The sequence below is a fragment of the Paenibacillus sp. PsM32 genome (genome assembly GCF_030433815.1).
Taxonomy (GTDB): Bacteria; Bacillota; Bacilli; order Paenibacillales; family Paenibacillaceae; genus Saccharibacillus; species Saccharibacillus kyungheensis.
The window spans coordinates 1-26,864 of record NZ_JARUWY010000012.1 but is presented as its reverse complement, the minus strand read 5'-3'; the positions used below and the strand labels follow the sequence as shown (position 1 = coordinate 26,864).

Here is a 26,864-nt window from a genome sequence, read left to right as displayed (position 1 = left end):
ATTTTTTCTATAAAACCTACATCTTTTTTTGCTGAATTTAAAATATATTGATAGAGGTTCATCTGTAGCTGGATAGATTAATGGGTCACCGAAGATTGGAAATCACTTCGACTTCCTTTATTCGCATGATAAAATAATACGTCTCCATCTTTTAATTGAAACTCAAATCCCCATGGATCTACAACGTGCTTTTGAAATCCTTCCAGTTGCCATTGATTCATCAGTGGAGCATTGATATATTGCAAATGTGGCTTCTCCAAATCATTATTCTGAATCGTTTCTATATTAAAGTTAACAATAATATATCCATCTTTCAGAAAAACGGATGAATGCTCGTCTAATCCTTTCGCGCTACTATAAGCTGGATTCGAATGGATATTAGCATCTGTGGAAGGGTCTTTTCGATTTGTATTCGTTGAGCCTGTAAATTGTTCTAAAGCTGTACCTTGTTTGACGACTAGAACATCCGCAGGTAGGCTATATTCCCCGTACCATTTCTGCACCGCTGCTAATGAACGCATCGTGTCATTTCCTTCTGGCAAATTAGTCTGTGGACCGATTAGAGTACGTAGTGGTTGAGTCAACAATAGTTGAGTAAATGTGCCTACATTGACTTTGCGCGTACGACTAACCTTTTGGAACATCTGAATAGCTTCTTCGGCATTGTTGGGTGATATTATTTTATTTTCTACTGGTGAAGCGGATGAAGCTATCGTAGAAAATCCATTGAAAGAAGAAGCTTCATTAGCATTGTCCATTTTTTGTGCTATAGATTGTAATTGTTCTGCTGTAATTTCCCAGGAGATGCCCGTCAGATTTTGCCAGAGCGAAGCGGCTGCACGTTCTAGAATGACTTTCCAGATAGCAGAATCGGCTGCATTTGCAGAGATAGCTGTAGATTTGCTTGCCACACTAGTATTGCTCTGCATCGGCTTATTCTGTTGAGAAAAATGAGTTTGTTGTAGCAACAGATCATACATATACAGTGCTGTATTTTTTAATTCATCGTCAGGTACATTTCGCAAAGGATCGTTCAAAATAGTATAGCGCTGTACTTTATCTTGCGGTGAACCGATCTTTATTAGATTCTCAGTAGCTGTCGAATAATACAAATCAACTGGAAAAGGGGTTCCACCTTCACGCGGAACATAACTAAAGGTCGGTGTAATACGTATACTGTCTTGTGCTCCAAACATATTGCCTTTAGTTTTGAGATCGAATTTGAAATGGTAACCTGTTTTCACCGCTAGATTACGATAAAACGGATGGCTACCCTGACGAACAGGAAGTACATAAGGCGTAGCATTTCCACGGGGTGCGCCATCTATTCCATTGGCTCCTACCCAATACGAAGCTTGATCAGGTACATCGATATTTTCCCATGGACGGAACACAATCTGCCAGTTATAATCGGCAACATCTGTAATATGAAAATCATACACTCTTCCAATCACATCGACAGGTACACTTTCAACAGCTACATGATTGTCCAAAGTCACATTCGCATTATGTTGTACTGTAAAAGAAGTTGGTGCATTTTCAGAAATCGTACGAAATAGAATCTGGTATTTTCCTTCATCTACCCATACCGGCAAAAAGAAAAAGGTATCAAGTTGTGTCACTGGTACATCAATCCATGTATTTTTCGGAATAAATGTCGTCTGTTCCTTGTTATACACATCAAAAGGAAATTGTACTTGCTTGGTACGGACATACTTCGCATAATCTCGATGACCATAACCAGGATAAGTAATATGCTGTCCTGTTGTTGGAATCCGTACAGAAAAAGGACGATCTAAGATCAAAGCTGAACTGTATAGGTCAGGTGTTGTTTTCTGATTATGCTTCTGGTCGTCCGAGACAAGAGAGTAATTTACAACAGGTGTATGTACGGTTACGGTATTGATGCCTGTAATCGGAAAATTCTGATCTCCACTACCTTGCACATGTTGCTCTAACATCTTGTAATAGATTGTTCCTGTTGCTATTGTATTGGCTTTGTTAATAAGCTTAGGGCTAATAAGCTGAGACCCTACATATAACACTTTTTCGCTAGAATCTTTGAATGAGCGAATTTGACGGGGTACTGGGATTTCTTTGGGTGTAGGAGCTGTTTTTAGAATCCATTCTCCATTCATCACTTCCGTATCTTTTCCTTCAAAAGAAAACTGAATAGTATCATTTTTGACTTCCGCATCATCTGTGTTACCTTCTGCAATGTTCTTTAATTTGGATTCATCATTCGGTGTTCTTGGACGACCTTGTTTACCACCATCTAATGTTGGTGGAGAATATTTCACCGGAATATCATCATCAGGCTTAACATGGTCTTCTACTTTATCGCTGTGTTCTAGTTCTACATTAGGTGGAGTATAACCAGTCGTAGGTATAGATACTTTTCCACCAGGTAGAGCATAGTTAGACATTGTAGCTTGATCTAGACCGAGTACTTCAAGTACTTTGATCTTCCAGTAATCATAGTCTCTTGTATACGAAAAATTGTAAGTCTTCGTATCTGTATCTGATTTAGAAACCCAACGTTCGTTATCTCCACTTCCACGCTTTTCTTTCCACTTGAGCTTATATACTACTTTGACTTTGCATTTGTATTCTACTTGTCCATCCATATTATCAAAGGCATGCTGGAACAAATAATTATATCCCCATGCATTGGCATATAAATGCTCAGAAGTGGGTATTGCGCGAGTCGCATCAAAGTGACGATCATTAGTATTGTCATCTGCTAGGATATGACCTTGTGCTTGTGGATCTAATAGTGATTTATTTGTTGTGGTTTTCACAGTGGGTGGCAAGATTGTATATTCGCAAAGACTGTCTTCTTTGGGAGGCTCAGTTGGAACGGTACACTCATCTGCATCAGGATCAAGCTCACATGGATCTGAGATTACATCATAATACTGATAAGCAATATACTTCTCAAAAGAGCCAGAGTATTTAAACTTGGGCGGATCTCCTGTTATTATCCCCCCTGCAGGATCTTCGCCAGTCGTACTCTTTTTATATCCAACATATTTGTATTCTGGATTCTCTGGATGGGTAAAAACATACTCTGTACCTGGCTTCATCTCTTCGATACGAGGAGGAAAAATATCGTTAAGAGATTTACCATCTTTGGTTTTGTAGTATACGTTTAGATTTGCATTTAACTCAATTTTAAAGAGAACAGGAATATAAATACGATAACCTTCCGTATCAGGACCGCATTGGTTCGTACAACTATAAGTAATATTTTCGGCTTTAGGTGCGTTAAGTTTAATATTCACATCAACAGGTATTATTGCAGTATCTGTTCCTATTCCATTTTTAGTATAATTAAGTGCTTTGTCAGGTGTTTCATCTGAAATCGCTCTGCTATAATTCGGCCAGAGAGTTGATCCTTCAGGAGGTTTCTCAGTTCTAGATGCTTCAAAATAAATTGCATTTTGGGAATTATATTTATATAGACTCACTTCTATGCTTTTTATTGTGCGATTAGGAAAGGTAAACCGATAATCTTGTTCAGCTAATCCGTCATCACCTCTATACGGAGCCTTATCATGAACCCAAGTTGACCCCTTCCACATATCGTAATACATCATACCCACAAAGTATCGGTAGTTAGCTTCAGTAGTGTTTTCAGATGTATCTTTATAAAAATTTAAAGGAGTTACAGCATCTGCTGCCATAGCTTTTTTGGAGCCTAAATCTACTGAAAATATGATATTAAACATAATGAGGATTAGAAGGCAGTATGCAAAGTAACGTCTATTTTTTGTAGATATTTCATTCCAAATCATTTTATCTTCTCCACGGATTATCCATTAGTACTAATGAGACATCTTCTTCTTTAGCAGAACCATCAAATCCAATATATTTGATATCTTGAATAGATAATTGTTTTTTATCTTTAATATTTTCAGCTACTTCATCACCCTTAGCATAAACCCCATAATAATTATAAATAGTTCCATCACTATTTTTTTGCGTCAACTCATTACGTTTATATCTGTACCGTACATCCCCTTTATTGGTTAGCAAATAAAGATTAGGAGATACGTTACCATAAGTTCTTACGCGAATGTATGTAAATCCACTATAGGCACTATTATCGTTAAAAGTATAAAGGTCTACACCATAGATATAACCTGCCATTAGAAGCGGAAAGTCATTCGATTTAATTTTGACAGCATATTTGTATGGTTTATTAAAAGTATTTGTCATCAGTTTTGGATTTGAGGAAAAGAATGGTTTGTATGGATCAATTGTAGTTTTTGGTAATCCAAGTTCTTCTATTGTTAAAGGTTTCTTACTCCCAATCCAAACCCATTTACTAATCTGATCCCAATTCACTGTCTGTCCTAATCCTTCACTAACAAGACGTAGCGGTACAAACGTGCGACTTTGTTTCAAAATGATCTTGCTATCATACGTCTTACTTTCACCATCTACTACTGCTGTAGCTGATCCGACTGTCATAGAGACAGTATGCTTATCAGTTTTTAAAGTAACAATCTGTTTCCCACCAGCTTTACTCCATCCCACTTTAGCGCCCAATTTTTCAGATACAAATCGAATAGGCACCATCACCGCATTGCTATCATCTTGAAAAGGTTTGGCATCAGGAAATGCCATTTTGCGTGCATCTAACAACACTTCGATTTGTGGTTTATTGGTCGCTGCATCCACTTGAGGTACAGTTACGCCTACTCCTGTAAATAATATCGTTGCCGCAAGTACAGTCATCATTTTCTTTTTCATTTTCTTTCCCCCTGAATAAAATATAGGCACTATAGACTAATATGTATCTTAAGAACTACAAAATTCATTATAAAAGATAATTCACTTTCTTCCAAGACCTAATCTTTATAGCTGAATTTGGAAAATAAAACACCTTCATATACAGCTACATATAAAATATACAAACAAAAAACGGACTACTCCCTTGAAAAAGGAATAGCCCGTATGCTTTACGAACAAATAGGTATTAAGTTATATCTGTATAAGTATATCGACTCAGAAAGAATACCATATCATTTGAAATCTGTAAATCTCCAAATATAACGTTTTTTCTAAAATCGACCTGATTTGAAAATAGCATAAAATAGCCAAATCACCATCAATGTAGCGATCACAAAACCAATCTCGACTACAGGGAATCCCCATAGAATCGGTGTCTGATCTCGTAATGATGAACCGACAATAAGACCGACCATAATAATACTAAAAGCCAGCAATACTATACTAAAAGCCAATCGGTTACTGATCTGATCCATTTTTTGCATCATATCTTTAACTTCAGGCACGCTGACTTCTATTCTCATTTTACCGGTGCGAATCATACGGGATAATTCGGATGCTTGCCTCGGTAGATCAGTTAGCATTTCAACAGCATGTAATGCTCCATCTGTAATGCGTTGGCGAACTTTATTAGGCGCATATTTATCTCGTAACAACTTGCGTCCAAAAGGCTCTGCCATACTCAAAATACTCAGCGATGGATCTAAACGTTCAATTACACCTTCAAGTGTGATCAATGATTTGCCCAACAACGTCAAGTCCGGCGGTATCCCGATCCGGTAACGACGCACCACATCAAACATTTCATTCAATGCACTGCCTAGATTAATACGGGAAAAAGGAACATCATAATACTGCTCTCGCATACGCTCAAAATCGCTACGTAGTGCAGACATATTCACATCTTCCGGTACAAAACCTAATCTCATGACCGCACGGATCATACTATCTGTGTTTTTACGTAACAACGCTATAATAAGTGCTGTCAGATGACTTTTCATTTCACTACTCAGTCGCCCCATCAGTCCAAAATCAAGAAAAGCAATACGTCCATCACGCAAAGCCAGTAGATTACCTGGATGCGGATCGGCATGGAAAAAACCATCGATAAAAATCTGCTGCAACATCGAATCAACCAGATGTTGCGCCACACTTCCCAAGTCTAGTCCTTGCTCTATAATCTCTTCTCGTTTCCCTAAAGCAATCCCGTCGATATACTCCATCGTCAACACGCGAGCAGACGTATAATTCCAGTACGTTACAGGGATATGGATATTCCGATCACGTTCAAATTGACTTGCAATCCGCTCCATATTACGTCCTTCGACACTGTAATCTAATTCTTCGCGCATCGACTTGGCAAATTCTTCAACGATTTCTTCCAGCTGATATTGAGAAGCCCATTCCATATGCTTTTTGATCAACCCTGTTAGATCACGCAAAATTTCCAGATCACGATTAACGATACGTGATACGCCAGGACGTTGCACTTTGATCGCTACTTTTTCTCCAGAATGTAAAGTGCCCAGATGTACCTGTCCGATCGATGCTGCTGCTACAGGCACATCTTCAAACGACTCGAACACTTCTTCAATCGGCAAACCTAGTTCTAATTCTATAATTTTGCGTGCTTCAGTTGCAGGAAATGGAGGGACTTGTTCTTGTAACTTCGTTAATTCTTTAATAATATTTTCAGGCAAAAGATCAGAACGTGTACTAGCAAGCTGACCTAACTTTACAAAAGTAGGGCCTAATTCTTCGAGTACCAGACGGATACGTTCTCCTAGCGTGCGAATACCGTGTACTTCACGACGTGCCAGTCGAAGCGGAATCGCTAGCATCTGGTGTAATCCGAGTTCCTCGACCATATAACCAAAGCCATGACGCATGAGCGCCATGGCTATTTCTCTATACCTTCCGGCATGCCGGATATGAAGAGCCATCTTATTCCGGTTGTTGCGGTGATTCCAGTTCGGCAAGACGCTTCTCGAGAACCGTGATCCGCTCATTCAATTGTTCTGTGGTTTCTTTGGTTGGCACTTCCAGTTCAGTTAGCACTTTCTGAACTTGTCCACGAATCCATGTTTTCACTTGGTTCTGTTCTTCTTCGCCACGATCCATAAGTTTGTTTACCAATGCACGCGATTCAGAAGGAGCCAATTCTCCACGCTTCACCAAATCTTCTACCGTTTTTTCTACTTTTTCTTTGCTGACAATCGTAAGTCCAAGACCTAGCGAAACTGCTCGTTTAAATAAATCGCTCATTTTCATTCCTCCTGTTGTATACTTCCATTCATCTACACTAAGTATTCTTTACCTAACAGAAGCCCTGCACATTGCCATAGTCCGGTCACTTCTTCATGACCGACTCATGGCAACATGCCCATGTCTTTGTCGATCTGTTATTAGTATAACGTCTAAAAGCAGATATGCCTAATTTCTGTATATCCAATATGATTGATATGGCTAGATAGGATGCTCTACAGATCTGTAAGAATATCTTCTAATTTTCAGCATCCAGACCAGCGCCCCATAACATGCTTTGCACTACAATTTTGCGATATTCAGGATAGTCAAAAGAAGCCGCATGATGACCTGGCATCAAATACACAATTCGACCTAATCCATACTCAGAACACCATGCCGCCGGCCATGTAGTTCCATCTAGATTATACTCCATCAGTATGGTACGTTCTGCCGCTGATAGCAATGAAAATTCATATGGCTCTTCATCCATCGAAAATGAAGAAATACCTTTCATAATCGGATGACTTGGAGAAGATACACACATATTTAATTGCTGATAATCAGTATGCCCACGGTAGACAGCTCCCATTAATAACTTCATTTCATGTCGCTGTTCTTGCATCGATACGCCTGCATGAATGATTAGTAACCCGCCACCATTCACAACATATGAGATAATGCCTGCGGTATGTTCAACACTGAACTTTTTGTCAAACGTATCTGTATACGAAATACACAGATCGTACGCTTCCAAACGTTCAGCAGTGAACATATCGTAGTCATCAGTTACATGTAATTCCCAGCCTTCAGGCATCAGCTTACGAATCTCTTTTTCAATTGGTTCTAGAGGATGATATGGTGCTTCCTGATGATAATCTCCAATTAAAATAGCTTGCTTGATGTAAGTTTTGCGATCAGGTTGTACTTTCATAAGACAAGTAATCTCCTTTACATAGAGTGTTGACAGAAATTCCGCTTCCTATGTATGATTACCCTTTTCTTGCAAAAATCCGACAAATAAATATATTTAATTACATTCGATAGGTATTTAAGTATGAGAAAAGAGAAACGATAAATAGACGCAGAGGTTCATGTATTTGATATTAACGCGGGCTATCATACAACGAAATGTTACTTAGAGCGAATGCATCCGACTTGGGATCATAGCCCACTTTCTTTTTCGTATCATCCAAAGAAAGACGCTTAAACCGATTATCTGATATTCCATGAAGAATAGTAAAAGGCTCAAGATCGTTAGCAATGATCGACTTATAAAATAGATCACACATATCTGCTGGACTGAGATATGCGCTCATATCACGTGCTTCAAGTGTCGGCCCTTCTGCCTTAAAATCATCATACGCGCCAATACGAATCGCTATACTCTGTAGTCCTTCGGTATATGCAAAATACGAAGCTAACGATTCTCCAAAGCACTTGCTCACTCCATACAGATTCCGTGGTCTTGTCGGCATATCAGGATAAATTTGAGCATCGATTGGATACCCTTCTATCGTCTGTGCACTGCTTGCTAAAATCACTCGCTGTACACCTTGATCTTGGGCAGCTCGGAAAATATTAAAAGTTCCTTTGATATTATTATCTAACAACGATTCGTAAAATCCTGCATCTGGCAAAGGATCTCCTGCTAGATGAATTACGATGTCGATGCCTTCACAGGCTTGCTGACAAGCTTCGGGATCAGTGATATTGAGGGTGATGATCTCATGCTTGGTCTGCTGATAACTCTGTAATCGATCAGTATGCATATCTGCAAGCCGTAGTTGAAACTTATCTTGTAAATAAGCGGTCAGTTCACTTCCAATTTTACCAGCGGCTCCAGTGATAAGGATATTCATAGGTCAGCTCCAATCTTGTATCTATTGGTAGGATAGATGATAGCTATCTATTCTTTTATGGATAATCTTCAATCTTTAAATTCTTCCGGACCTGCATCCATTTTGAATGTGCCGTCTTCGTACAACCAGGGACTTGCTTCTACACCTCTACCTGAATACTGTTCGACATGACTGATACGAGTAGCATTTACATCGGTAAAATCAATATGAGCAATCGCTACCCAATATGCATAATTATTCTTTTCATGAAGTGGAGAAGTAATCACTTGTCCTTGATGGTTGTCGACCACTGCACGTACTTTCATTGATTTAAAGCTACCTGTTCCATTGCTTACTGCACTATATGCGGCAAATAGTACATATTTCAAAGCATCTGGTCGATGAATTTGAATCGTTTCTTTACCATGTGTTAACGCATCTCCATCCAGCGTAATATAAGGTGTTTCATGAATAGAGCCTAGATTGCGATAATAGACTTTACCTACTTGATTGGCTTGCGTAACATAAAAGCAGTATAGATCTAGATCTTTTTTCGTCTCCCATTCAAGTGTAGCTGTAATTGTCGGAGATTTTTGGATATTGATACTTTCTTTCTTTTTCAGTTCAATCTTCATTAATGATACCGGAGCAACAGTTACAGGCGGAGTTGGTGGAGTTACTTCTACAGCAGGAGCCGATGGAGCAACATCATCGTCTACAGACAGCCCAAAATTCTGTACTAATGCAGATAATCCGCCGTTAAATCCGCTACTAATCGCATTAAATTTCCATTCTTCATTATGTAAATATATTTCGCCTACCACAATCGCTGTCTCGCTACTTAACCCTTCACCAAAAGAGAACGTAATCAGTTCTTCATTGGTCAACGGATCATAAATACGACAATTCACTTGCTGTACGTCTTGAAATGAATGATTATGATTGCCTTCTTCATGAATCGTTAATGTGATGGCAATTTTGGAAATATCAGATGGAATCTTACTCGGATTGATCTGAATGATTTCCCGATCTTGAGGGCTTTGATCAGAATGAGTAACCGCTTGTTGTCGACTACTTTGCTGATTATAAAAGATCATATCTTCGTCTTGCGTACAAATTCCAGCATTATTGAGTAAAAAAGCAGAAGCATTAATATCCAAATTTGCTGTAGCCGTTTCCCAGTTCAATCCGATCGCAATCTGCGATAACGTACGACCTTTGGTAATATCAACTTTTTGTCCTTTAGTGATTTGCATGCTGTTTCCTCCCTGTGTAGAAATGATTGGTATACCATCATTTAAACCATAAGTAGACTAAAGACCTCAAAATAGCTATATAGAGCATAGCACAATGAGGTCTTACAAATCATTTAAAAAGACTGTTCGTCACAACTATTCTAAATACTCTGACGGTAGATAGACAATCTCTGATGATGCTTCAATTATCAATTGTTGTTGGTCTGCTTGATACTGTACACCATGTTCTTTGACATAATACCAGTGTTTGATCTGAGGAGCATCTTCAGGTAATTCAAAGCGAAATAGATTAAGTTCATTTTGCAAAGTAAGAATATTTTGTACGATCTCTTCAGGTGCGCCGACCAAAGTCATTCGGAATCCGCCTGCGGGTAAATCGATTAATTCATAGGTAAATGAATGTTTATTGTTATTTAATAATTCAAGGCCTGTCACTGCATGCTTAACCATAACGGTTTCTTTCATCAGCACTATTCCTCCTAAGGCAAGTCGATCAGCAAGAAAAAGACCGGTTCTTCTGCTGTCATCTGCAAATGAGTTTCTTGTTCGATTCGTACAGCATCACGCTTGGAAAGCAGATGCTTTTGGTTCATCGTCAGACTGCCTTGAATTACAAATACATACGTACGGCGATCTGGATGCTGAACAAATTTGATCTCTTGCCCTTTTTCGAGGCGACTAAGATAAATAGTCATATCTTGATGAATCGTCGCTTGATTCTCGCCACCCTGACGACTCACAATCGGTAACAATTGACCATTTAAAGAAGCAGGATTATACGATGAACTCATATAAGAAGGCTTCAACCCGCGCGCTTCCGGTTCAAACCATAACTGCAATAGATTACAATGGGTCTCGTCAGAAGCATTATGCTCTGTATGCACAACCCCTGTACCTGCAGACATCCGCTGTACACCGCCAAAAGAACTAACCGCTACATTTCCCAGATTGTCTTCATGACGAAGTTGACCTTCCAGTATAATCGAGACAATTTCCATATCGCTATGGGGATGAGCACCGAATCCACGTGAAGGAGCAATCACATCATCATTAAAGACACGAAGAGGTCCAAAGCTCACATTATTCGGATCTTGATATTCACTAAATGAAAAGCTATGACTGCCTTGTAGCCAACCTCGATCAAAGCTAAACCGCTCTGCTGATGGATATACTGTAAACATATTTTTTCCTCCCTGGGTAGTCGATCTGCTGTACTTTGATAATGTATTTACTGAATTATTGTAACAAACTTACTAATATAATGTAAAATATAAAATAATAAAAACCGTTGTCTCAATATATATGGGACAACGGTTGATGTGTTGAAACTTTTCTTTATTACTTTTTATACTTTAAAACGAGATACCAATTGTTGTAACTGTTCTGCAAGACGAGTTAAATCGGTAGCTGCACTGGATACTTCTTGCATTGAAGCGAGTTGTTCTTCGGCTGCTGCTGAAATCGTCTCAGTATTGCTTGCCGCTTGTTCAGAAATGCTAGCGATATCTTCAATCGCTTCTACTACTGCATCTGCATCATTATTTAAATGATCTGTCGTTCCGGTTACATCGTTCATTTTGCGAGAGACTGCTTTGATAGCGCGGTTAATTCTAGAGAATGAACGTCCAGATGTATCAACAGCTAGAATACCTCCGTTTACATTCTCTTTCGCCTGATCCATAACTTCTAGCGATTGAGCTACGATGCCTTGCATACCTGTAATAAGGTTACCGATACGCTCTGCCGATTCACCCGATTCAGATGCAAGCTTACGCACTTCATCGGCAACGACAGCAAATCCTTTACCATGTTCGCCTGCTCTTGCCGCTTCAATCGAAGCATTTAACGCTAGCAAATTAGTCTGTTTGGCAATATTACGGATCAAATCAACAATCCCACCAATTTCACTAGATTGCGTATTTAGACTTGCAATAATTTCGCTTAATCGATCAACAGTTAATTGAATTTCAAAAATCTGTTGAGTTACATTAATAACCGATTCATTTCCTTTAGCAGAAGCTGTGGCTGCATCGCTCATACTTTGGCTTACTTCAGCTACGTGACCGGAAATCTCAGACACACGTTCAGACATACGATGGATTGCATCTGCGCCTACTGCAACTCCTGTTACTTGACGTTCACTGCCTGTAGAGACCTCTTGAATCCCCATAGTTACATGTTCAACAGAACGACTGGTTTCTTCTGCTCCAGCTGCTAGTTCTTCCGAAGCGGAAGATACATTGTCTGTCGTATCTCTTACTTTCTCAATCATCTCACGCAGACTAGCGACCATTATCGTAAAGTCACGCGCTAGATCACCGATCTCATTATTTTTACGCTGATCAATCTGGATCGTCAGATCGCCCTCACTGATTTGTTGAGTCGTTTTGCGTAGACTCAGTAAAGGTTTCATAATCATATTGATACAAAAAGCTACAATGATCGCTGCTATCACAATAGCGATAATAATAATCACTAAAGCTTGATTACGAATCGGTTGAACAGCTTCAGCAATTTCGCTTGTATACATCGTACCTGCGATTTTCCAGCCTGTTTCTTTGTTCGTGAGAAAGACCATCTTTTTCGGCTCGCCTTTAAATGTATAATCAATCGTGCCATTGTCTTTGGAATACATTGTATCCAGATATTCCCCTGCTGCTACCTCACCTGTCACACCATTACGTGTCACAATATATTTCTTTTCTGTATCTAAAATAACAACATAGCCTTCGCTACCTACATTAATATCTGCTAATTTAGAAATACTTTCTAGATTTAATGAAATACCTAATACCCCCGAATTATCTGGTAAAGTATGCGCCAGAATCACTACGGGAAGTTTGCTTGAGTTGATCACAACAGGTGTCATAATCGTTTGACCGGGAGAAGCTTGAGCTAATTTATACCAATCCCGTTCACGCGGATCATAGCCATTCTCATTTTCTTTAGGTACGCCGCGAATCATCGTTCCATCCGGTGTACCGACAAATGTATCGATAGCTTCAGGATGTTCACCAAGATATTGTGCTAATTTGGGAACGATTTCTGGACTCAATCGGCCATCGATCATCGAACTGTTAAATACACTTGATAAATATTCAGCATCATGCATTTTGGTCGCAATGGCATTGCTGATAAATAGATTAGCTGTTTGTACACTTTGGGTTGCACTGGCAATCAAATGATCTTGTACTTCTTCTTTTGCTTTATCGTACATACTTACACCAATCACTAAACTTGGCCCTAGCAAAATTAAAGCAAATGCTACAATTAATTGATTACGTATAGACCACCGAAAAGAAGATGATGTAGTTGTTTTTTTGCTTGGTTTAGGCAATTTCATCCTTTTTTTCATAAACCCCACTCTTTCTATAAATGAATACAGATGATTTTGATGTCTGTTGCTCATCATCTACAATTTGCTAGTAATGTATATATCGCCTAAACCATGTTAGTTTTGTAGATGTAACGCAAAAAACCGACAATATCTCAAAGATATTTTGTCGGTTTTTGTTTGTTTCGTATTCATTTCATACAAATATATTGTGTATTACTTAGTTTTCAGCAAGTCGGCTATTGTATTTATTTTTGAAAAGCAGACTATCCACAGATAATAGAGCACTACCTGTCAATGCCAATTGAAGCGAAGTGAATAAAAGCAAATAATCGAACTCTGTACCCATCATAAATGGCTGACCTGCTTTGGCAGTCAATAACACTCCAATCATAATCACTGTCAAAGCCGCACCTGCAATACGAGTAAGTAGACCCAGAATCAATAGTAATCCTCCCAAAATTTCTATAATAGCTACGACCGGAGCCAAAAACCCGGGTAATCCGATACTTTGGAAAAATCCTGTTGTGCCACCAATACCACCTTGAAATTTGGAAAACCCATGCAATAAAAAGATAACCCCTGTTAATACGCGAACAATAAACAATCCTAATTCCACATTACGTTTAAGCAACATGATTACTCCTCCTTTTTTTGTTCATCTCATGTAATCTTCACTACATACTGTAGTGTATAGTTATAAAAATAGTCGCTTATACAATAATCATATAAGTGACCATAATAACAAAATGCTAAGTGCTGTTAGCACAACTAATGAAAGTAGCACAGGCCATACCGGCAACCGCAGAGATTTCTCTTGATCCGGTTCAATAATGCGATGAATACGATAATTGAGTGACGTTTCGGCAAAAGAAGAATAGATCATTCGAAAAGGTTGAGGGGAACGAGAATGCTGACGATGAATTAGTTTCAGTAGAGCACCGCCCAAACCAACAGGAGTTCCTAAGCGATGGACTGCATAACTATCTGCTAGAATTTCGCGCGATATTTTGTAATGCAACGTGATATTTTTCAAAATCGGTAAAAACCACAACGCAAGTGCAAACTGCCCTAACAAAAATGTAGTTAACGGATCACGTTGCTGATAATGGAACATCTCATGATGTACAACCGCTTCTTGCTCATGTTTATCCAACATCCGCAGTAGTCCATCTGATAAAATAATTCGGCGGCGAAAAATACCCATAGTTAATGCAACAGGTTGCGAACAACGAATAATCATCAATAATTCTTTGTTTTTACTATAGATAGCATTATATTGCGCCGATTGCTGCACATCTTGTAACGAGCGAAAATAACGATAAGCCCGATAAGACCCTGCCCACTGATCTAATCCATAACCGATATACAGTACAAATGTACACAGAACCAGACCTCTTAGTAAATGGGCTACCGAAAACCATCCTTGAGCTTCCATCCAACGGTTACAGATGCGTAGCAGATCAAAAGGAATATTCCAACCGAATATCGTATGCAACGCATAAATAAACATAAGCCCTATCGTAAATAACGAGAGACCGAAACTTATACGAAACAGTGTTCTTGAACGACGTTCCCAGTTAGTTACGTTTCTTTTTTCCATTGTTTGATTTTATCCTCCAAGGCGCGAATAAGTTGAGGATCTACTTCCTCCAGCACATCTACCATATGATTTACGGCGAGTGACCCGAATTCTTCCATCAATTCATGCGTCAATTCCCTGGACTGATTGTTCAAAAATTGCTCCCGACTTTCTGTAGGAGTGTAATGAAAACTACGACTTTCGCCTGTTTTCGTTAATGCTCCTTTTTCAACCAATCGATTCATCACTGTCATAATCGTATTGAAGCTAAGTGATTTGGTTGTTTGGAGCGAAGAAAGGACTTCTTTGATCGTCATCGGGTGATCCATATCCCACAGAATATTCATCACTTGAGCTTCCAGCGGACCAAAAAAGCGATCCATCCCTGTTGCGCCTACTTTAAAGTTTTGTATTTTCATATGCTTATGCCACCTCACACTACATATAGTAGTGTATATCCCAAGCACTCGTCAAATTTCTCCCTTTAAAGTAGAAATGATTCTTTTTTCTTCAATTACGATATATGAGGATACATTATACAAATAATACCAGAATAATATCATTTTGCGAAGCTATTTTTTGAAAAAAGAGTAACTTATTGATATCGTTATTTTCAGCTTATTGTCTAAATATGCCTTAGTGTTACAGTCATGTTATAATTTAGATGAAACAACAAGCTGGATGTGTATCAATCACTATAGTTTATTGGCAACTTATCTTATTCAGAAACAGGAGGAATCATGGATGAAAAAAGTATACAGTCTATTGCTATGTGGCATATTGTTTATCGCTGTCCTGAGTGCATGTAGTAGCGCATCAGCACCTGCTAATCCTTCCAATGAAACCGATCAAGAAACGAATACGACGACAGATAACACAAATGAAGCAACACCTACAACCCCTGCTACAACAGATACCGAATCATCGGATACTTCGACAGAGTCTTCTGCGGCTACAGACTCTTCCACTGGAACGACCGAACCAGAAACAGAAAATAGCGAGTCGGCAACAACCAGTACAGGTTCGATCGAAGAAAAAGGCCCCATTGCTGCGGATAGCGTAGAAAAACGCCCTACGTATTTACCAACCGATTTTCCTATTCCCGATGATGCGGTGATCTCTACCTCTCATCAAGAAGAAAACGATGGTAAAAAATCAGTATTGCTCATGTTCACAACCAAAGGAAGTATGGAAACATTGTCTCAAACCTACAAACAATATTTCGATGCCAAATCCTTAACTAATGCAGGTTCCACTATTGATGAAAAAAATCTTATTATTCAAGGAACCGATCCCAAAACCAAGCAAGTCTGGTCTCTAATCGGCAGCCCTCAAGCCGGCAAAGATGTTGTTCAATTAACACTTACTTGGTCAGAGAAGTAAATAGATAAGTATTTTTTAAAATTTTAAATTAGTTATAAAATAAAAAACAGGCAATCTCCTTTTTAAAAGGAAAGTTGCCTGTTTTAGTTTCATTAATTTTTCCATTCCCAAAACCAAGCGCCTCTAGTAATAATCAAACGCTCTAACCATGTTGCAAAATCTATTGTAAATCGTAGAGTCGGCTCATCATAGTATTGCTCATGATTGTGCCATATTAAATAATTACTACCAGACTCCACCTGATCTGAATCAAAGAAAATATAATCGCCTATACTAACGCAAGCTACTACAGGTATCCAATTGGATGGCATAGGATCAAAATGATCTAATTCAATTTCGTCTAGACCTGATATTTCAAAACCTGCTCCATATTCATCTCGAAATAAAACCACTCCATTAGTATATAGTAATAGTTCTTCATATTGCTTAGGTAAGTTCCAGTTTGTTCTCTTTTTAAAATCATCAATTTGTTGTTGAGTAGCAGGTTCTCGAAAGATGCATTCTGCTTCATATAATTTAGCATGGTTATAGTACTTCACTGTTTTCCCATCTTTTAATTGCGTTTTTAAAGTCTCAAAATGCTTCACAATATCAGAAGCCATTTAGATTCACCCCTTGTTATAACTTGCCCACCATGGAGAAATAAGCGAATTATGAAGATTACGTGGTACAGGCATTAAGTTCGAATTAGCATTGCTACCACCATATTCTCTTGGTTTAATATGGTGAATATCATATCCGCCCCAAGTAATATTCGGATTACCATATGTCGAAATGTACCACGAAATATAAGCACCTCTTTTATCATTATCCCAAGTTACTGGATTACTAACTTTTTGCCAAGTAGTTGAAGCAGGTTCAATATTTACTTTTCCTGAGAATGTATCCACATATTTATAATAAGGTAATGCAGCATTATTGTACAGAATAATACCTGTATCTCTATTAATCCCTCCAGCTTTTACGCCATTATCATAGATACTTGCTATTAAATTACCTTTCCAATACTTAGTCTCTGCACGTAATGAATTAACTAAAGTGCTCCCTTTTTTCATTGCATTATTATACTTATAGCTTGCTTTTGTATATGTTCCATTACGACTTGTGCTTTTAAACAAATAATTGTCCACAGACACTTTATCTGGAACACTTCCAATATCGCTTACATATTTAACAGTATGCACAATATTGCGATTGTTTAAATTTCCAGTCAATTCATTTGTAAAAACAACTCCACCTTGTGCTTGTGGCGAAATAGCTTGTTCCGCTGAAGATGGAGCAATAGATTTATTTGTAGAAGCTTTTGCATCCAATTGATCTACATAACTCTCTAGTGAAACTCCTTTTCCAGAAGAGTCAAATAAAACAATTTCTGTGCTAAAATAATCCAAAGTTGTATTTTCTTTAACTTCTGGCTCAATATCTAAATACTGAGCGGCTTCAGCTAAGATAGGATCTTCTGGATGACTAAGTACACGCTCTTTCAAATCTTCTGACTCATTTTCAAAAGTTTTTTGGTTTTCAATATTATATTCCTGAATAGCTTGACCTAAAGACTCCATTGGAACTTGTTCATTGGTTGCTTCAGCAAAGATATATGAATTTGTGAGTATACTCAATACTAAGGAAAGGCTAACTAATGAAATAGATAATTTCTTTAACATTCTTGTTCCTCCTATAAATATCTAGTTTAGATTTTTATGATGCATATTTAGCTTATTTAATAGAAATGACTTTTACGATTAATCAACTATTAAAATGATAAAAAATGTATTAATGCAATCTAGCATAACTTTTTTTAGTATTACAAATCATTCAAAGCACTTATAATTAGACCTCCTTTTTCACTTCACTTTTCCTTACGCGACTAATTATACACACTATTTTTTAGAATAATAAAGTCCTAAATCCTTTTTTATACATTTTTAATTCATGTGTCCTATAAATAAAATGTTATACTTAAAAAAGTTATTTTTATGTATCATCATCTAAATATTAGCCTTTAGAATCAATTTGAAATTTAATCCATTAATTTATAAAACAGGTAATTGATCTTTCATTTAAAACAAGGTATATTTTTATAATTAGAATATTCACTTTTAGGTATCAATATAATAGTTGTTTACATAAAGTAGTTTTAGTGCGGATTTCAATTAGGGAGTGGTCTGAGTGCAAGAAGTCATTTCAATTAGAGATCAATTAACTCAATTTATAAAAGATGAGAATATAACAATGAGCAAATTTGCAAAAAAAGTAGGAATGAATGTAGGTATTATCAGTTCAGCCATTAGTGGAAGTAGAGTACTTAGCACCGAACAAATAGATAATTGCACTTCCATTATGCAATTAGAAGAAGGTTCACTATATGAACAATATATCGAGGAATACTTAAATGAAGCTTCCCCTGACTGGAGGAGAATTAAGCCTTTTCTGGTTCGTTGTGCTGAACTTCATAAATTGAATTGTATTGAGCAAGTTGTGTCTTTATTAGCAGATCAACTAATGTATGCTTCATTAATGTTTGACCTAGCAGAAGAACTCTTCTATCGTGATAAAAAATCAGCTTCTGCAATATTGTATGAGAGCGTATCTATGAGCGAAAACAAACAACATTCTGAACGATTAGCAATATGTCAATATAGATTGTTTATCGCAAAGCAAGGAGACGATCAAGAAGAGAATTATCAATTAGCGATTCGATTTGAGCCTTTTGTAGAACGGTTGGATGAAGTGGATCAACTGGATGCACTGAAAGAACTCGCTAATATGTATCGTTCTTTACAGAGGTGGGATAAAGTAGAGAAAACATCTCAAATAATGTTACATAAAGCAGAAATTCAGTATGAATTAAAACAACAAGGAAAATCTATAACTAATAAAAAACCTAAAAGACCATGGTTTTTTTATATCTCTTATGCTTATTTACTTCTAGGAAGTTCATGTGATGAATGGCATCGTGATTACAAAAAAGCATTAAAATATACTGATTTGTATTCTAACTTAAGTTGGGTACAAGAAAATGATCCAAATACGTTATTGTGGAAAAATAATTTTAAATCATGGGCTGAATCCAATAATTATGTATATAAGTTGCTCTCTGGAGATATAAGCGTAATAGATACTTACTTAAAGTCGATAGAAAATGAAGAAGATGAAATAATGGTCTTCTTACTAAATGTTGTAGAAGCATCTAACCGATTTAATTTTAATATTAAAGATATCATTTTAAAATTTAAAAATGAAATCTCAAATTTAGAGAAAAAAACAAAAAGTATAGACATATATACTCACCAAACTAATTTAGAAAGATACTCTCGATTTTTATATGAACTTGCTCTTTACTATTTAAGAAGTGGATCGTACGATAATGGTTTCAATAAGCTATTAGAAAGTCTAAAACAAGCATATCTCATTAATAATAAGACATGTATAATTAAATGCGTAGGTTTATTTGAAAAATTTAGAATTAATGCTACTAACGATACAAAAAAAACCTACCAAACTATGATTAATGAGGTGTATAAGTATGAAACGAAAATTTAGTATAATTCTTTTTTTAAGTAGTCTAGCATTAATTTTAATTTTCAATTCACAACCTTCTAATATTTCACTTCAACCTATATTCCCATTTACAAGCCATGGAGGAGGATAATTAAGTTTAATATTCACTTCAAGTTTCTAGAATTAGAAACTTGAAGTGAATATTACTATTTTTTTCAAAAAAACTTAATTATAATACTCAAAATCATAAGAATCGTAATAGAAATCAAAGAATTAATTAACCAATAGTCTTCGGGGAGCGAAATCACAAAACTTAATGCCATGGGTGCAAAAAGATTAATTACCATTAGATATAATATAGAATTTAGTTTTAGTTTCCAAGTAGCACCATTCAAAAAAAGTTTTATGATTCTTATTACAAGAAAAATAAAAACTGTACACCATATTATTAAAAAAAGAACTTCCTTTGCTAAAGTTAGATTATTATCAAATAGAAGAAACCACTGTTTTTTTAACCATGCAGTTGAATATTGAGGTAATTCTTTTAATATTTTATTTAATTTAGGAATTACATAAACACAAAAAAGACTAAAAAGAAAAATCGAAAAGTAAATATATAATTTTTTCAATTTCCATTTTGGTTTAATATATTTATGATAATAATATTGCTTTAAAATTATATCTCGAATTTCTATATCCAAATGCTTGCTGTACATTAAATTATTTGATAATTTTTTCGCCTGTACATTTGTATTATCACTTTTTTTGATTACTTCTATAATTTTTTGGCTTTTGCTCCAATCTATAGAAAATTTATCTGCCATTAATTCATCAATAAATATTCTAAATATAACAGAAAAAATACTCACCATCATTAACATAGTTTTTATAAAAAATCTAATAATACCTATAAAACCCATGAGTTGAATGTACATATAAAATATATTTTTTTTTCGTTTGGTGTAAAATAAGTTTAGCCGAAAATCTATATTATTTAATATATCTGTTAGTTGGAAGTTTATAAAATGAATTGTCCAATGTTTTACATGAAAAAACTCATGTAATAATAAAGATATAATTTCGTCTTCTTTTAATTTAAAAGTTCCTTTACTTATAGTAATGATAGCGAATTTTTTATTACTTATGACATTGGCATTAATATTATTCGAGTCACTCAAATAAAACCTAATATTTTGTTTAATATTTAATTCATTGATTAAATTTGATATTTTTATTTTTAAAGATGGATGCTGATCAAATAATAAAATGTTCTCATGATTAACAAAATCTAAATTCCATTTTTTCTTAAATTTATATATTAAACACATGCCTATAATTAAAGGAATTAAATAATAAAAATATTCATTAATATTTTCCTCTATTGATCTTTTAAAAATAAAATTTATAAAAACCAACAAAAAAACTAAAGGAAATATACTCAATAACTTACACCACAAAGAAAAATAAAGTATTGTGAATATCCAATAAATTTTACTCATTAGATTCCAATTCTCTAATAATCTCTTCAAAATTTGAAAAAGAATTACTTAATAAATTATATTTTAGAATTAAAACTCCAGCAATATTATTTCCAGAGATTTCATTAGTATCTAAAGTACATAACAAATTTTTTACTTTTTTCTGAATTTTATTTTCTTTTAAATACTTTCTATACAAAGAATTTTGCTCTTTTACCTGCTCAATTGATTTATGGATCAAATTATAACTAATAAATGGTTGTACTTCCACAATGACAACTTGATGACTATATTCTAAAATAGCATCTAACAAAAATTCTTTCTTTTTTGTTCTGGTTAAAACTAAGTTCTCTTGAATACTTTCAAATTTAAGTTGATCTATTTCATTTTTTAAATTGTCTATTATTAAACTTTCAATGCTCATAGAATAACTTAATAATTCATCTATAGGAGTTTCTGAAGAATTAAATTCACTTCCTATATTTGGATCAGGTATCATAATATCTGTTTCTGTTGCAGATACCCTTTCTACTTCATCCAAATTCTTCTTAGACCTTTTTGCCTCATTACCTGGAAATAAATTAACTAATCTACTATTGAGCGTGAATTTTAAAATGTTTTCTAGATAATTAGTAGTAGTAATTAGAGTGCTTAATATCATTATTGTCAACACATATATAATTATATTATTTACGAATACTGATAATCCTAATACAGTCAAAATTCCAAACATTTTCATGAATTTGGAATCAGCACTATCTTTTTTCACACTCAATACTAAATAAACGACTCCAATTAAATACATACCGCTTAAGAATACAACACTTATAAGTATTCTAAATGACTCACTATCTGTAAATTTTAATAATTCTTGCACTATTCTCATTATTATCTCCTATGTAAATTATTATTTTTAAAATCTGCTTAAAAGTTTTATATCGGTTTTTTTAAAAAATATTTTATAGAAGATAACTTTTAAAATTGAGTTAAATAATTTAACTAGTATAAATTTTATTTCTAAAAATAATTTTCCAATATAAAGAATTACCTTTTATAATCAAATTACTATTAGGAGGCGATATTCTTGGAACGATAACTTACTTTAAATCCAGTTTTAGAAAGAGTACATACATTGCTCTATGATCTACAAAAAGAATATGGATTAAACCATCCTGTTGTTATTCAGCAATCTATGGTACTTGATGAATTGATCAATCTCGCACAGTATAATAAAAAATAACATATTAAATAGCACTAATCATAAATATACCAAAAAGCCTGAATATATTGTCTATTCAGGCTTTTTTATATGATCTTATTCATGGGTATATATTCATTCCTATCGTTCTCTTTTTCGGTTAACTACTTATTTTCACTGAACTTTAACGACTTGTACAGTCACTTCTACGGTATCTTTAGAAGCTGTAGGAGCACCTGTTAATGACCATTGTTGGGTTGTTGCCGGATCGGTTCCTTTTACACTCAATTGTTGTTCATTTAAGGTCTGAATGGCTTGATCCATATTGATAATGCGGAAATATTCATTATACGTTTTGGCTAGCGTCTCCATACTGCTTTTGGTGTGAAATACAAGCACCATATTTTGTTGTCCATCAATATACGTTTGTTGGGAAGTGTCGATAACAGCATCATCGGGAATAGGGAAATCGGCAGGTAAAATGTCTGTGGTTGGTCGCTTGGTTAAAATATCAGGAGTAACAACAGTATAAGATCCGTTTTCAGTGGCCGCAAATGCAGGTGCAACGAACGAACTGGACGTTCCGACTACAAAGACTAACAACACACCTATCATGCCAACGCTCCATGATTTTCTCATGACTCACATCTCCTTCAACCTTTTGGAATAGTAAGCACCTATCTGTTGATCTTCCTGCACGCTATTCATCTAAACAGACCACTTCTACCTTTATCACCCCTTTTTTAGAGTATACAAAGGAGCGCACAACTAAAAAGTGTGTAGCGCTCCTTTGCGTCATAACAGCGGTCAATAGTGACCTTATTGTACTAAGCTATCTTTATCTGAGATCGATTAAGGTCTCTACCAACAGCTTATATATAAAAGCGTTCTGCTTTACTCTAACTAACAATACCCCTTTAATATAAAGCGGAACGCTGAATATCTCAAGTCAATCCTGTATACATCTGTTGCAAGAGATTGTTATGATCTCATTTGCCCCATAAATTCACTGATATCGATCCCTAATCCTTGCGCTAGACGCATACCATATTCACGGTCAGCACGGATAAAGTTACAGATCGCAAGCAATTGAGTATCTTTTTTAACCTCTTTTAAATCATTAACCAAATTTTGCAATAAATTCTCTTTTTCTTGAGCATTATATGAACGATATTGTTCTCCAGCTTGAGCAAAATCATCGGTTTTGGCTATTTTTTGACGGGTTACATGTCCTTGTTCCAATTCCACTTCAGAATCCCGATAATGCGGATCTTCTGTAGGGCCATCGGTATAGCTGTTTGGCTCGTAATTGTAGGTTGATGTATCTTGCTTGGTATTCATCTGTCCATCTCGTTGTTGATTACGAACAGGCGCATACGGACAGTTGATCGGAATTTGTAAATAATTCGTTCCTAGACGGTGACGTTGTGTATCTGGGTAAGAGAACAGACGTCCTTGAAGCAATTTATCTTCAGAAGGTTCAATACCAGGCACTAGAGCACTTGGTGAAAACGCAGATTGCTCTACTTCTGCAAAAAAGTTATCTGGATTGCGATTGAGTGTCATTGTGCCAACCGTATGGAAAGGAAATTGATCTTCTGGCCATACTTTAGTCGGATCTAACGGATCAAACGCATAATTGTCTATATGTTCGGGTTGGATAAATTGGACTTTCAATGTCCATTCCGGGAATTCACCTTTTTCGATATGCTCGAATAGATCACGTGTCGCATGATTGAAATCTTTACCTTGTTGCTTTTCAGCATCATCAGCAGAGAATGTACGCACGCCTTGTACACTTTCCCATTTGTATTTGATATAAGTAACTTTACCTTCAGCATTAATCCATTTGAACGCATGAACACTGAATCCATCCATTTCACGATAATTTGCCGGTGTGCCATGATCTGAAAATAACCAGGTCATCATATGCGTAGATTCTGGAGTGAGTGTCATAAAGTCCCAATAACGTGCAGGTGTCTGTAAATTGGTCTGCGGATCAGGTTTGAGTGAATGTACCATATCCGGGAATTTGATCGCATCACGGATAAAAAATACAGGCAAATGGTTACCTACGATATCGTAGTTGCCTTCATTCGTATAAAACTTAACAGCAAAACCGCGCGGATCGCGTGCTGTCTCTGGTGAACCTACACCATGAATAACCGTCGAAAAGCGGACAAAAACAGGTGTTTCTGTGCCTACTTCTTGTAAAAAGTTAGCTTTGGTGTATTCTTTCATACTTTGATCGACACGAAATACTCCATGAGCGCCTGCTCCACGAGCATGAACCACACGTTCTGGAATACGTTCACGGTCAAAGTGAGCGATTTTTTCTAGCAAATGATAATCTTCTAATAAAGTAGGTCCTCTACGACCTGCAGTACGGGAATTCTGATTGTCCCCTACAGGTGCACCCTGGTTAGTCGTTAGACGGTGGTCGTTGTTTGTCATCGTTAGAAATCATCCTCTCATCATAAATGGTCATCAATCTAATGTATAAATAAATTTATAATTAGACTCATTCCAAAGATTAGATTCATTCTAACATCTTCACTTACCGTCATTCATGAGTTACCTGTGAGCCTTCGATGAAGAAATGATGAAGAGGTGCTTAATCTGCCAATCGGTAACCTACACCACGCACGGTCTCTACATATTGCGGTGCAGAAGCATTATCACCGATTTTTTTACGTAGACTTTTCACATGAACATCAACTACATTACTTCCACCGAAAAATTGAGTGCCCCAAATTTCGCTCATCAAATCTTCACGAGACAGTACTCCGCCTTCGCCTTCGATCAACATTAATAAGAGGTCATACTCTGTTTTGGTCAATTCAATTCGTTGTTGCGCACGATGAACAGTCATTTTTTTCCGATCGATCCATAGGTCTTTGAAAACAGTACGATGTTCCGTATCTCCTGTTGCAGGTGCCGCAGGACGATTACTTCCAGCACGAATCACACGTTCCACATGATACAATCCTTCTTGCGGACGTGCAGGCCAGACTAACAATTCTTCTTCTGCCCATTCGTTTAGACCAGTAGACAACATATCTTCACGTACCAAGAACAAAGTTGGTAAATGAGAATTTTTCTCATTAAACTGCAACTTGGCAGATTCGATATCTTGACTACCTGATGAAGAGATCAGATCAAAGATAAATAAATCGGCGCTGATAGCTCCTGCACCATTACTTTCCCAACGATGAAATACCATTACATCAAAACAGCTATCCGATAATGTACGAGTTAGTTCATGAACACGACTCGGTGCTGGACTGATAATGACGACACGTCTTGTAATCGGACAAGAATGAGCAATCAGATCGGCTGTATTACGCATATTTCGTTCAGCTACAGACCAGTTCATTAATTTGTCTGTTGCACCTAAATGATAATCATTATCAATTATTTTCGTGATTTGTTTCGACATTCCGTGCACACTCCTCTAAATACGACATGAGCATGGTGTACATCATATCCCGTTTCTTCGGCTACGGCTGCATACCATTCTACAGGTGCGTCTGTCATCACTTCATCTACAGCTCCACAGTTTTCACACACAATGTGTTGGTGATCATCCATTTTTCCGTCATAGCGACTTGCCGCTTCACCTAACTTCAATTCGCGAATCAAGTCTTTATCTGATAAATATCGTAAAGAGTTATATACGGTTCCATAAGCAAAATTATGACCACGCTCTACTAACCGATTCATAACATCAGCAGCAGTCGGGTGATCCGCAGCTTCGCAGACGATTTCGTATACAGCTTTGCGCTGTGTCGTCAAGTTGATTGTTTTCATTTGGATCATTCCCTTAATTTGATTTTAGAATAAGTATAAATCCATTTAAAATTATGGTCAATAGTTTTGCGGACAATTCTGAGAATGATTATCATAAATTGGGCGGATTTGTGGGTAAAGAGGTACATTTGTACTGTTTTGAGATACTGGCGCTGCGGCAATTGTTATTCTTGTCGTCGCTGGTAGAACGGAATCCCTTGATTGACCGCTTTGCGGTGGGGATTACGTTCTAAAGGCGAGCGCTTCGCTCTTTCAGAATAACGATTCCCTCCGCTGGCGTAGGATATCAATTTACATTTTAAATGATCAGAGATAAACCCTCAAATCTTGGGTGGGAGTGGGCAGGGTAGGGATTTTAGAGATGATGGTAGCTTAGTGCTTTTGCTTACTTGTTACTTGTTACTTGTTACTTGTTACTTGTTACTTGTTACTTGTTACTT

Annotated in this window: 24 protein-coding genes; 3 read left to right on the top strand and 21 right to left on the bottom strand. The window is 36.4% G+C overall.

The window, feature by feature from the left end:
* Positions 1-77 precede the first annotated feature (77 nt).
* The 13 genes from QCD85_RS19305 to QCD85_RS19245 form a co-directional block, all read right to left on the bottom strand.
* Positions 78-3,797, bottom strand: coding sequence for a DUF5704 domain-containing protein (locus QCD85_RS19305; protein ID WP_301263614.1), 3,720 nt, complete (start codon positions 3,795-3,797; stop codon positions 78-80).
* 1 nt (position 3,798) lies between these two features.
* The gene (locus QCD85_RS19300) at positions 3,799-4,758 is read right to left on the bottom strand and encodes a copper amine oxidase N-terminal domain-containing protein (protein ID WP_273613841.1); all 960 of its coding nucleotides are present in this window, start codon (positions 4,756-4,758) and stop codon (positions 3,799-3,801) included.
* A 311-nt stretch (positions 4,759-5,069) separates the two neighbouring features.
* The gene (locus QCD85_RS19295) at positions 5,070-6,740 is read right to left on the bottom strand and encodes an ABC1 kinase family protein (protein WP_273616369.1); all 1,671 of its coding nucleotides are present in this window, start codon (positions 6,738-6,740) and stop codon (positions 5,070-5,072) included.
* Position 6,741: 1 nt separating this feature from the next.
* Positions 6,742-7,062, bottom strand: a complete 321-nt coding sequence (locus tag QCD85_RS19290; RefSeq protein ID WP_273613842.1) for a phasin family protein — start codon at positions 7,060-7,062, stop codon at positions 6,742-6,744.
* A gap of 238 nt (positions 7,063-7,300) precedes the next feature.
* Positions 7,301-7,975, bottom strand: a complete 675-nt coding sequence (locus QCD85_RS19285; RefSeq protein ID WP_273613843.1) for a ThuA domain-containing protein — start codon at positions 7,973-7,975, stop codon at positions 7,301-7,303.
* Positions 7,976-8,147: 172 nt separating this feature from the next.
* Positions 8,148-8,903: an NAD-dependent epimerase/dehydratase family protein gene (locus tag QCD85_RS19280; RefSeq protein WP_301263613.1), complete on the bottom strand. Its 756-nt coding sequence runs from the start codon at positions 8,901-8,903 to the stop codon at positions 8,148-8,150.
* Positions 8,904-8,971: 68 nt separating this feature from the next.
* Positions 8,972-10,138 carry a TerD family protein gene (locus QCD85_RS19275; protein WP_301263612.1) on the bottom strand — a complete coding sequence of 389 codons (1,167 nt, stop codon included), beginning with the start codon at positions 10,136-10,138 and terminating at the stop codon, positions 8,972-8,974.
* A gap of 135 nt (positions 10,139-10,273) precedes the next feature.
* The gene (locus QCD85_RS19270; RefSeq protein ID WP_301263611.1) at positions 10,274-10,603 is read right to left on the bottom strand and encodes a hypothetical protein; all 330 of its coding nucleotides are present in this window, start codon (positions 10,601-10,603) and stop codon (positions 10,274-10,276) included.
* Between the two features lie 14 nt (positions 10,604-10,617).
* Positions 10,618-11,319, bottom strand: coding sequence for a pirin family protein (locus QCD85_RS19265; protein ID WP_301263610.1), 702 nt, complete (start codon positions 11,317-11,319; stop codon positions 10,618-10,620).
* Positions 11,320-11,483: 164 nt separating this feature from the next.
* Positions 11,484-13,493 (bottom strand): methyl-accepting chemotaxis protein, encoded by a 2,010-nt coding sequence (locus tag QCD85_RS19260; RefSeq protein ID WP_301263609.1) that lies wholly within the window; start codon positions 13,491-13,493, stop codon positions 11,484-11,486.
* Positions 13,494-13,692: 199 nt separating this feature from the next.
* Positions 13,693-14,109 carry a DoxX family protein gene (locus tag QCD85_RS19255; protein WP_301263608.1) on the bottom strand — a complete coding sequence of 139 codons (417 nt, stop codon included), beginning with the start codon at positions 14,107-14,109 and terminating at the stop codon, positions 13,693-13,695.
* An 87-nt stretch (positions 14,110-14,196) separates the two neighbouring features.
* Positions 14,197-15,075, bottom strand: coding sequence for a M56 family metallopeptidase (locus QCD85_RS19250; protein WP_301263607.1), 879 nt, complete (start codon positions 15,073-15,075; stop codon positions 14,197-14,199).
* Positions 15,057-15,473, bottom strand: a complete 417-nt coding sequence (locus QCD85_RS19245; protein ID WP_204826187.1) for a BlaI/MecI/CopY family transcriptional regulator — start codon at positions 15,471-15,473, stop codon at positions 15,057-15,059. Before QCD85_RS19245 ends, QCD85_RS19250 begins: the two co-directional genes overlap by 19 nt.
* Positions 15,474-15,798: 325 nt before the next feature.
* Here QCD85_RS19245 and QCD85_RS19240 point away from each other — a divergent pair, with 325 nt between their 5' ends.
* Entirely contained in the window at positions 15,799-16,437 is a 639-nt protein-coding gene (locus QCD85_RS19240; protein ID WP_301263606.1) for a hypothetical protein, read from the top strand.
* A 92-nt stretch (positions 16,438-16,529) separates the two neighbouring features.
* On the opposite strand, the gene QCD85_RS19235 is transcribed toward QCD85_RS19240, so the two are convergent.
* Both QCD85_RS19235 and QCD85_RS19230 read right to left on the bottom strand, forming a co-directional pair.
* The gene (locus QCD85_RS19235) at positions 16,530-17,039 is read right to left on the bottom strand and encodes an SMI1/KNR4 family protein (protein ID WP_301263605.1); all 510 of its coding nucleotides are present in this window, start codon (positions 17,037-17,039) and stop codon (positions 16,530-16,532) included.
* 6 nt (positions 17,040-17,045) lie between these two features.
* The gene (locus QCD85_RS19230; protein WP_301263604.1) at positions 17,046-18,101 is read right to left on the bottom strand and encodes an HNH endonuclease signature motif containing protein; all 1,056 of its coding nucleotides are present in this window, start codon (positions 18,099-18,101) and stop codon (positions 17,046-17,048) included.
* Positions 18,102-18,606: 505 nt separating this feature from the next.
* Here QCD85_RS19230 and QCD85_RS19225 point away from each other — a divergent pair.
* A complete protein-coding gene (locus tag QCD85_RS19225; RefSeq protein WP_301263603.1) occupies positions 18,607-19,980 on the top strand; it encodes a transcriptional regulator in 1,374 nt (457 codons plus the stop codon).
* A 173-nt stretch (positions 19,981-20,153) separates the two neighbouring features.
* On the opposite strand, the gene QCD85_RS19220 is transcribed toward QCD85_RS19225, so the two are convergent.
* Together QCD85_RS19220 and QCD85_RS19215 are read right to left on the bottom strand one after the other, a co-directional pair.
* On the bottom strand, positions 20,154-21,380 hold the full coding sequence (locus QCD85_RS19220; RefSeq protein ID WP_301263602.1) for a M48 family metalloprotease: 1,227 nt from the start codon (positions 21,378-21,380) through the stop codon (positions 20,154-20,156).
* A 49-nt stretch (positions 21,381-21,429) separates the two neighbouring features.
* Positions 21,430-22,302, bottom strand: a complete 873-nt coding sequence (locus tag QCD85_RS19215) for a hypothetical protein (RefSeq protein WP_301263601.1) — start codon at positions 22,300-22,302, stop codon at positions 21,430-21,432.
* Positions 22,303-22,548: 246 nt separating this feature from the next.
* Here QCD85_RS19215 and QCD85_RS19210 point away from each other — a divergent pair, with 246 nt between their 5' ends.
* The gene (locus QCD85_RS19210) at positions 22,549-22,656 is read left to right on the top strand and encodes an aspartyl-phosphate phosphatase Spo0E family protein (protein ID WP_301263600.1); all 108 of its coding nucleotides are present in this window, start codon (positions 22,549-22,551) and stop codon (positions 22,654-22,656) included.
* A 132-nt stretch (positions 22,657-22,788) separates the two neighbouring features.
* On the opposite strand, the gene QCD85_RS19205 is transcribed toward QCD85_RS19210, so the two are convergent.
* The 4 genes from QCD85_RS19205 to QCD85_RS19190 all read right to left on the bottom strand — a co-directional run bounded on the left by QCD85_RS19205 (position 22,789) and on the right by QCD85_RS19190 (position 26,424).
* Positions 22,789-23,253: a hypothetical protein gene (locus tag QCD85_RS19205; protein ID WP_301263599.1), complete on the bottom strand. Its 465-nt coding sequence runs from the start codon at positions 23,251-23,253 to the stop codon at positions 22,789-22,791.
* A gap of 342 nt (positions 23,254-23,595) precedes the next feature.
* Entirely contained in the window at positions 23,596-25,068 is a 1,473-nt protein-coding gene (locus QCD85_RS19200; RefSeq protein ID WP_273613854.1) for a catalase, read from the bottom strand.
* A 160-nt stretch (positions 25,069-25,228) separates the two neighbouring features.
* Entirely contained in the window at positions 25,229-26,053 is an 825-nt protein-coding gene (locus tag QCD85_RS19195; protein WP_273613855.1) for a winged helix-turn-helix transcriptional regulator, read from the bottom strand.
* Positions 26,029-26,424, bottom strand: coding sequence for a Fur family transcriptional regulator (locus QCD85_RS19190; RefSeq protein ID WP_069327730.1), 396 nt, complete (start codon positions 26,422-26,424; stop codon positions 26,029-26,031). Before QCD85_RS19190 ends, QCD85_RS19195 begins: the two co-directional genes overlap by 25 nt.
* Positions 26,425-26,864: the final 440 nt, after the last annotated feature.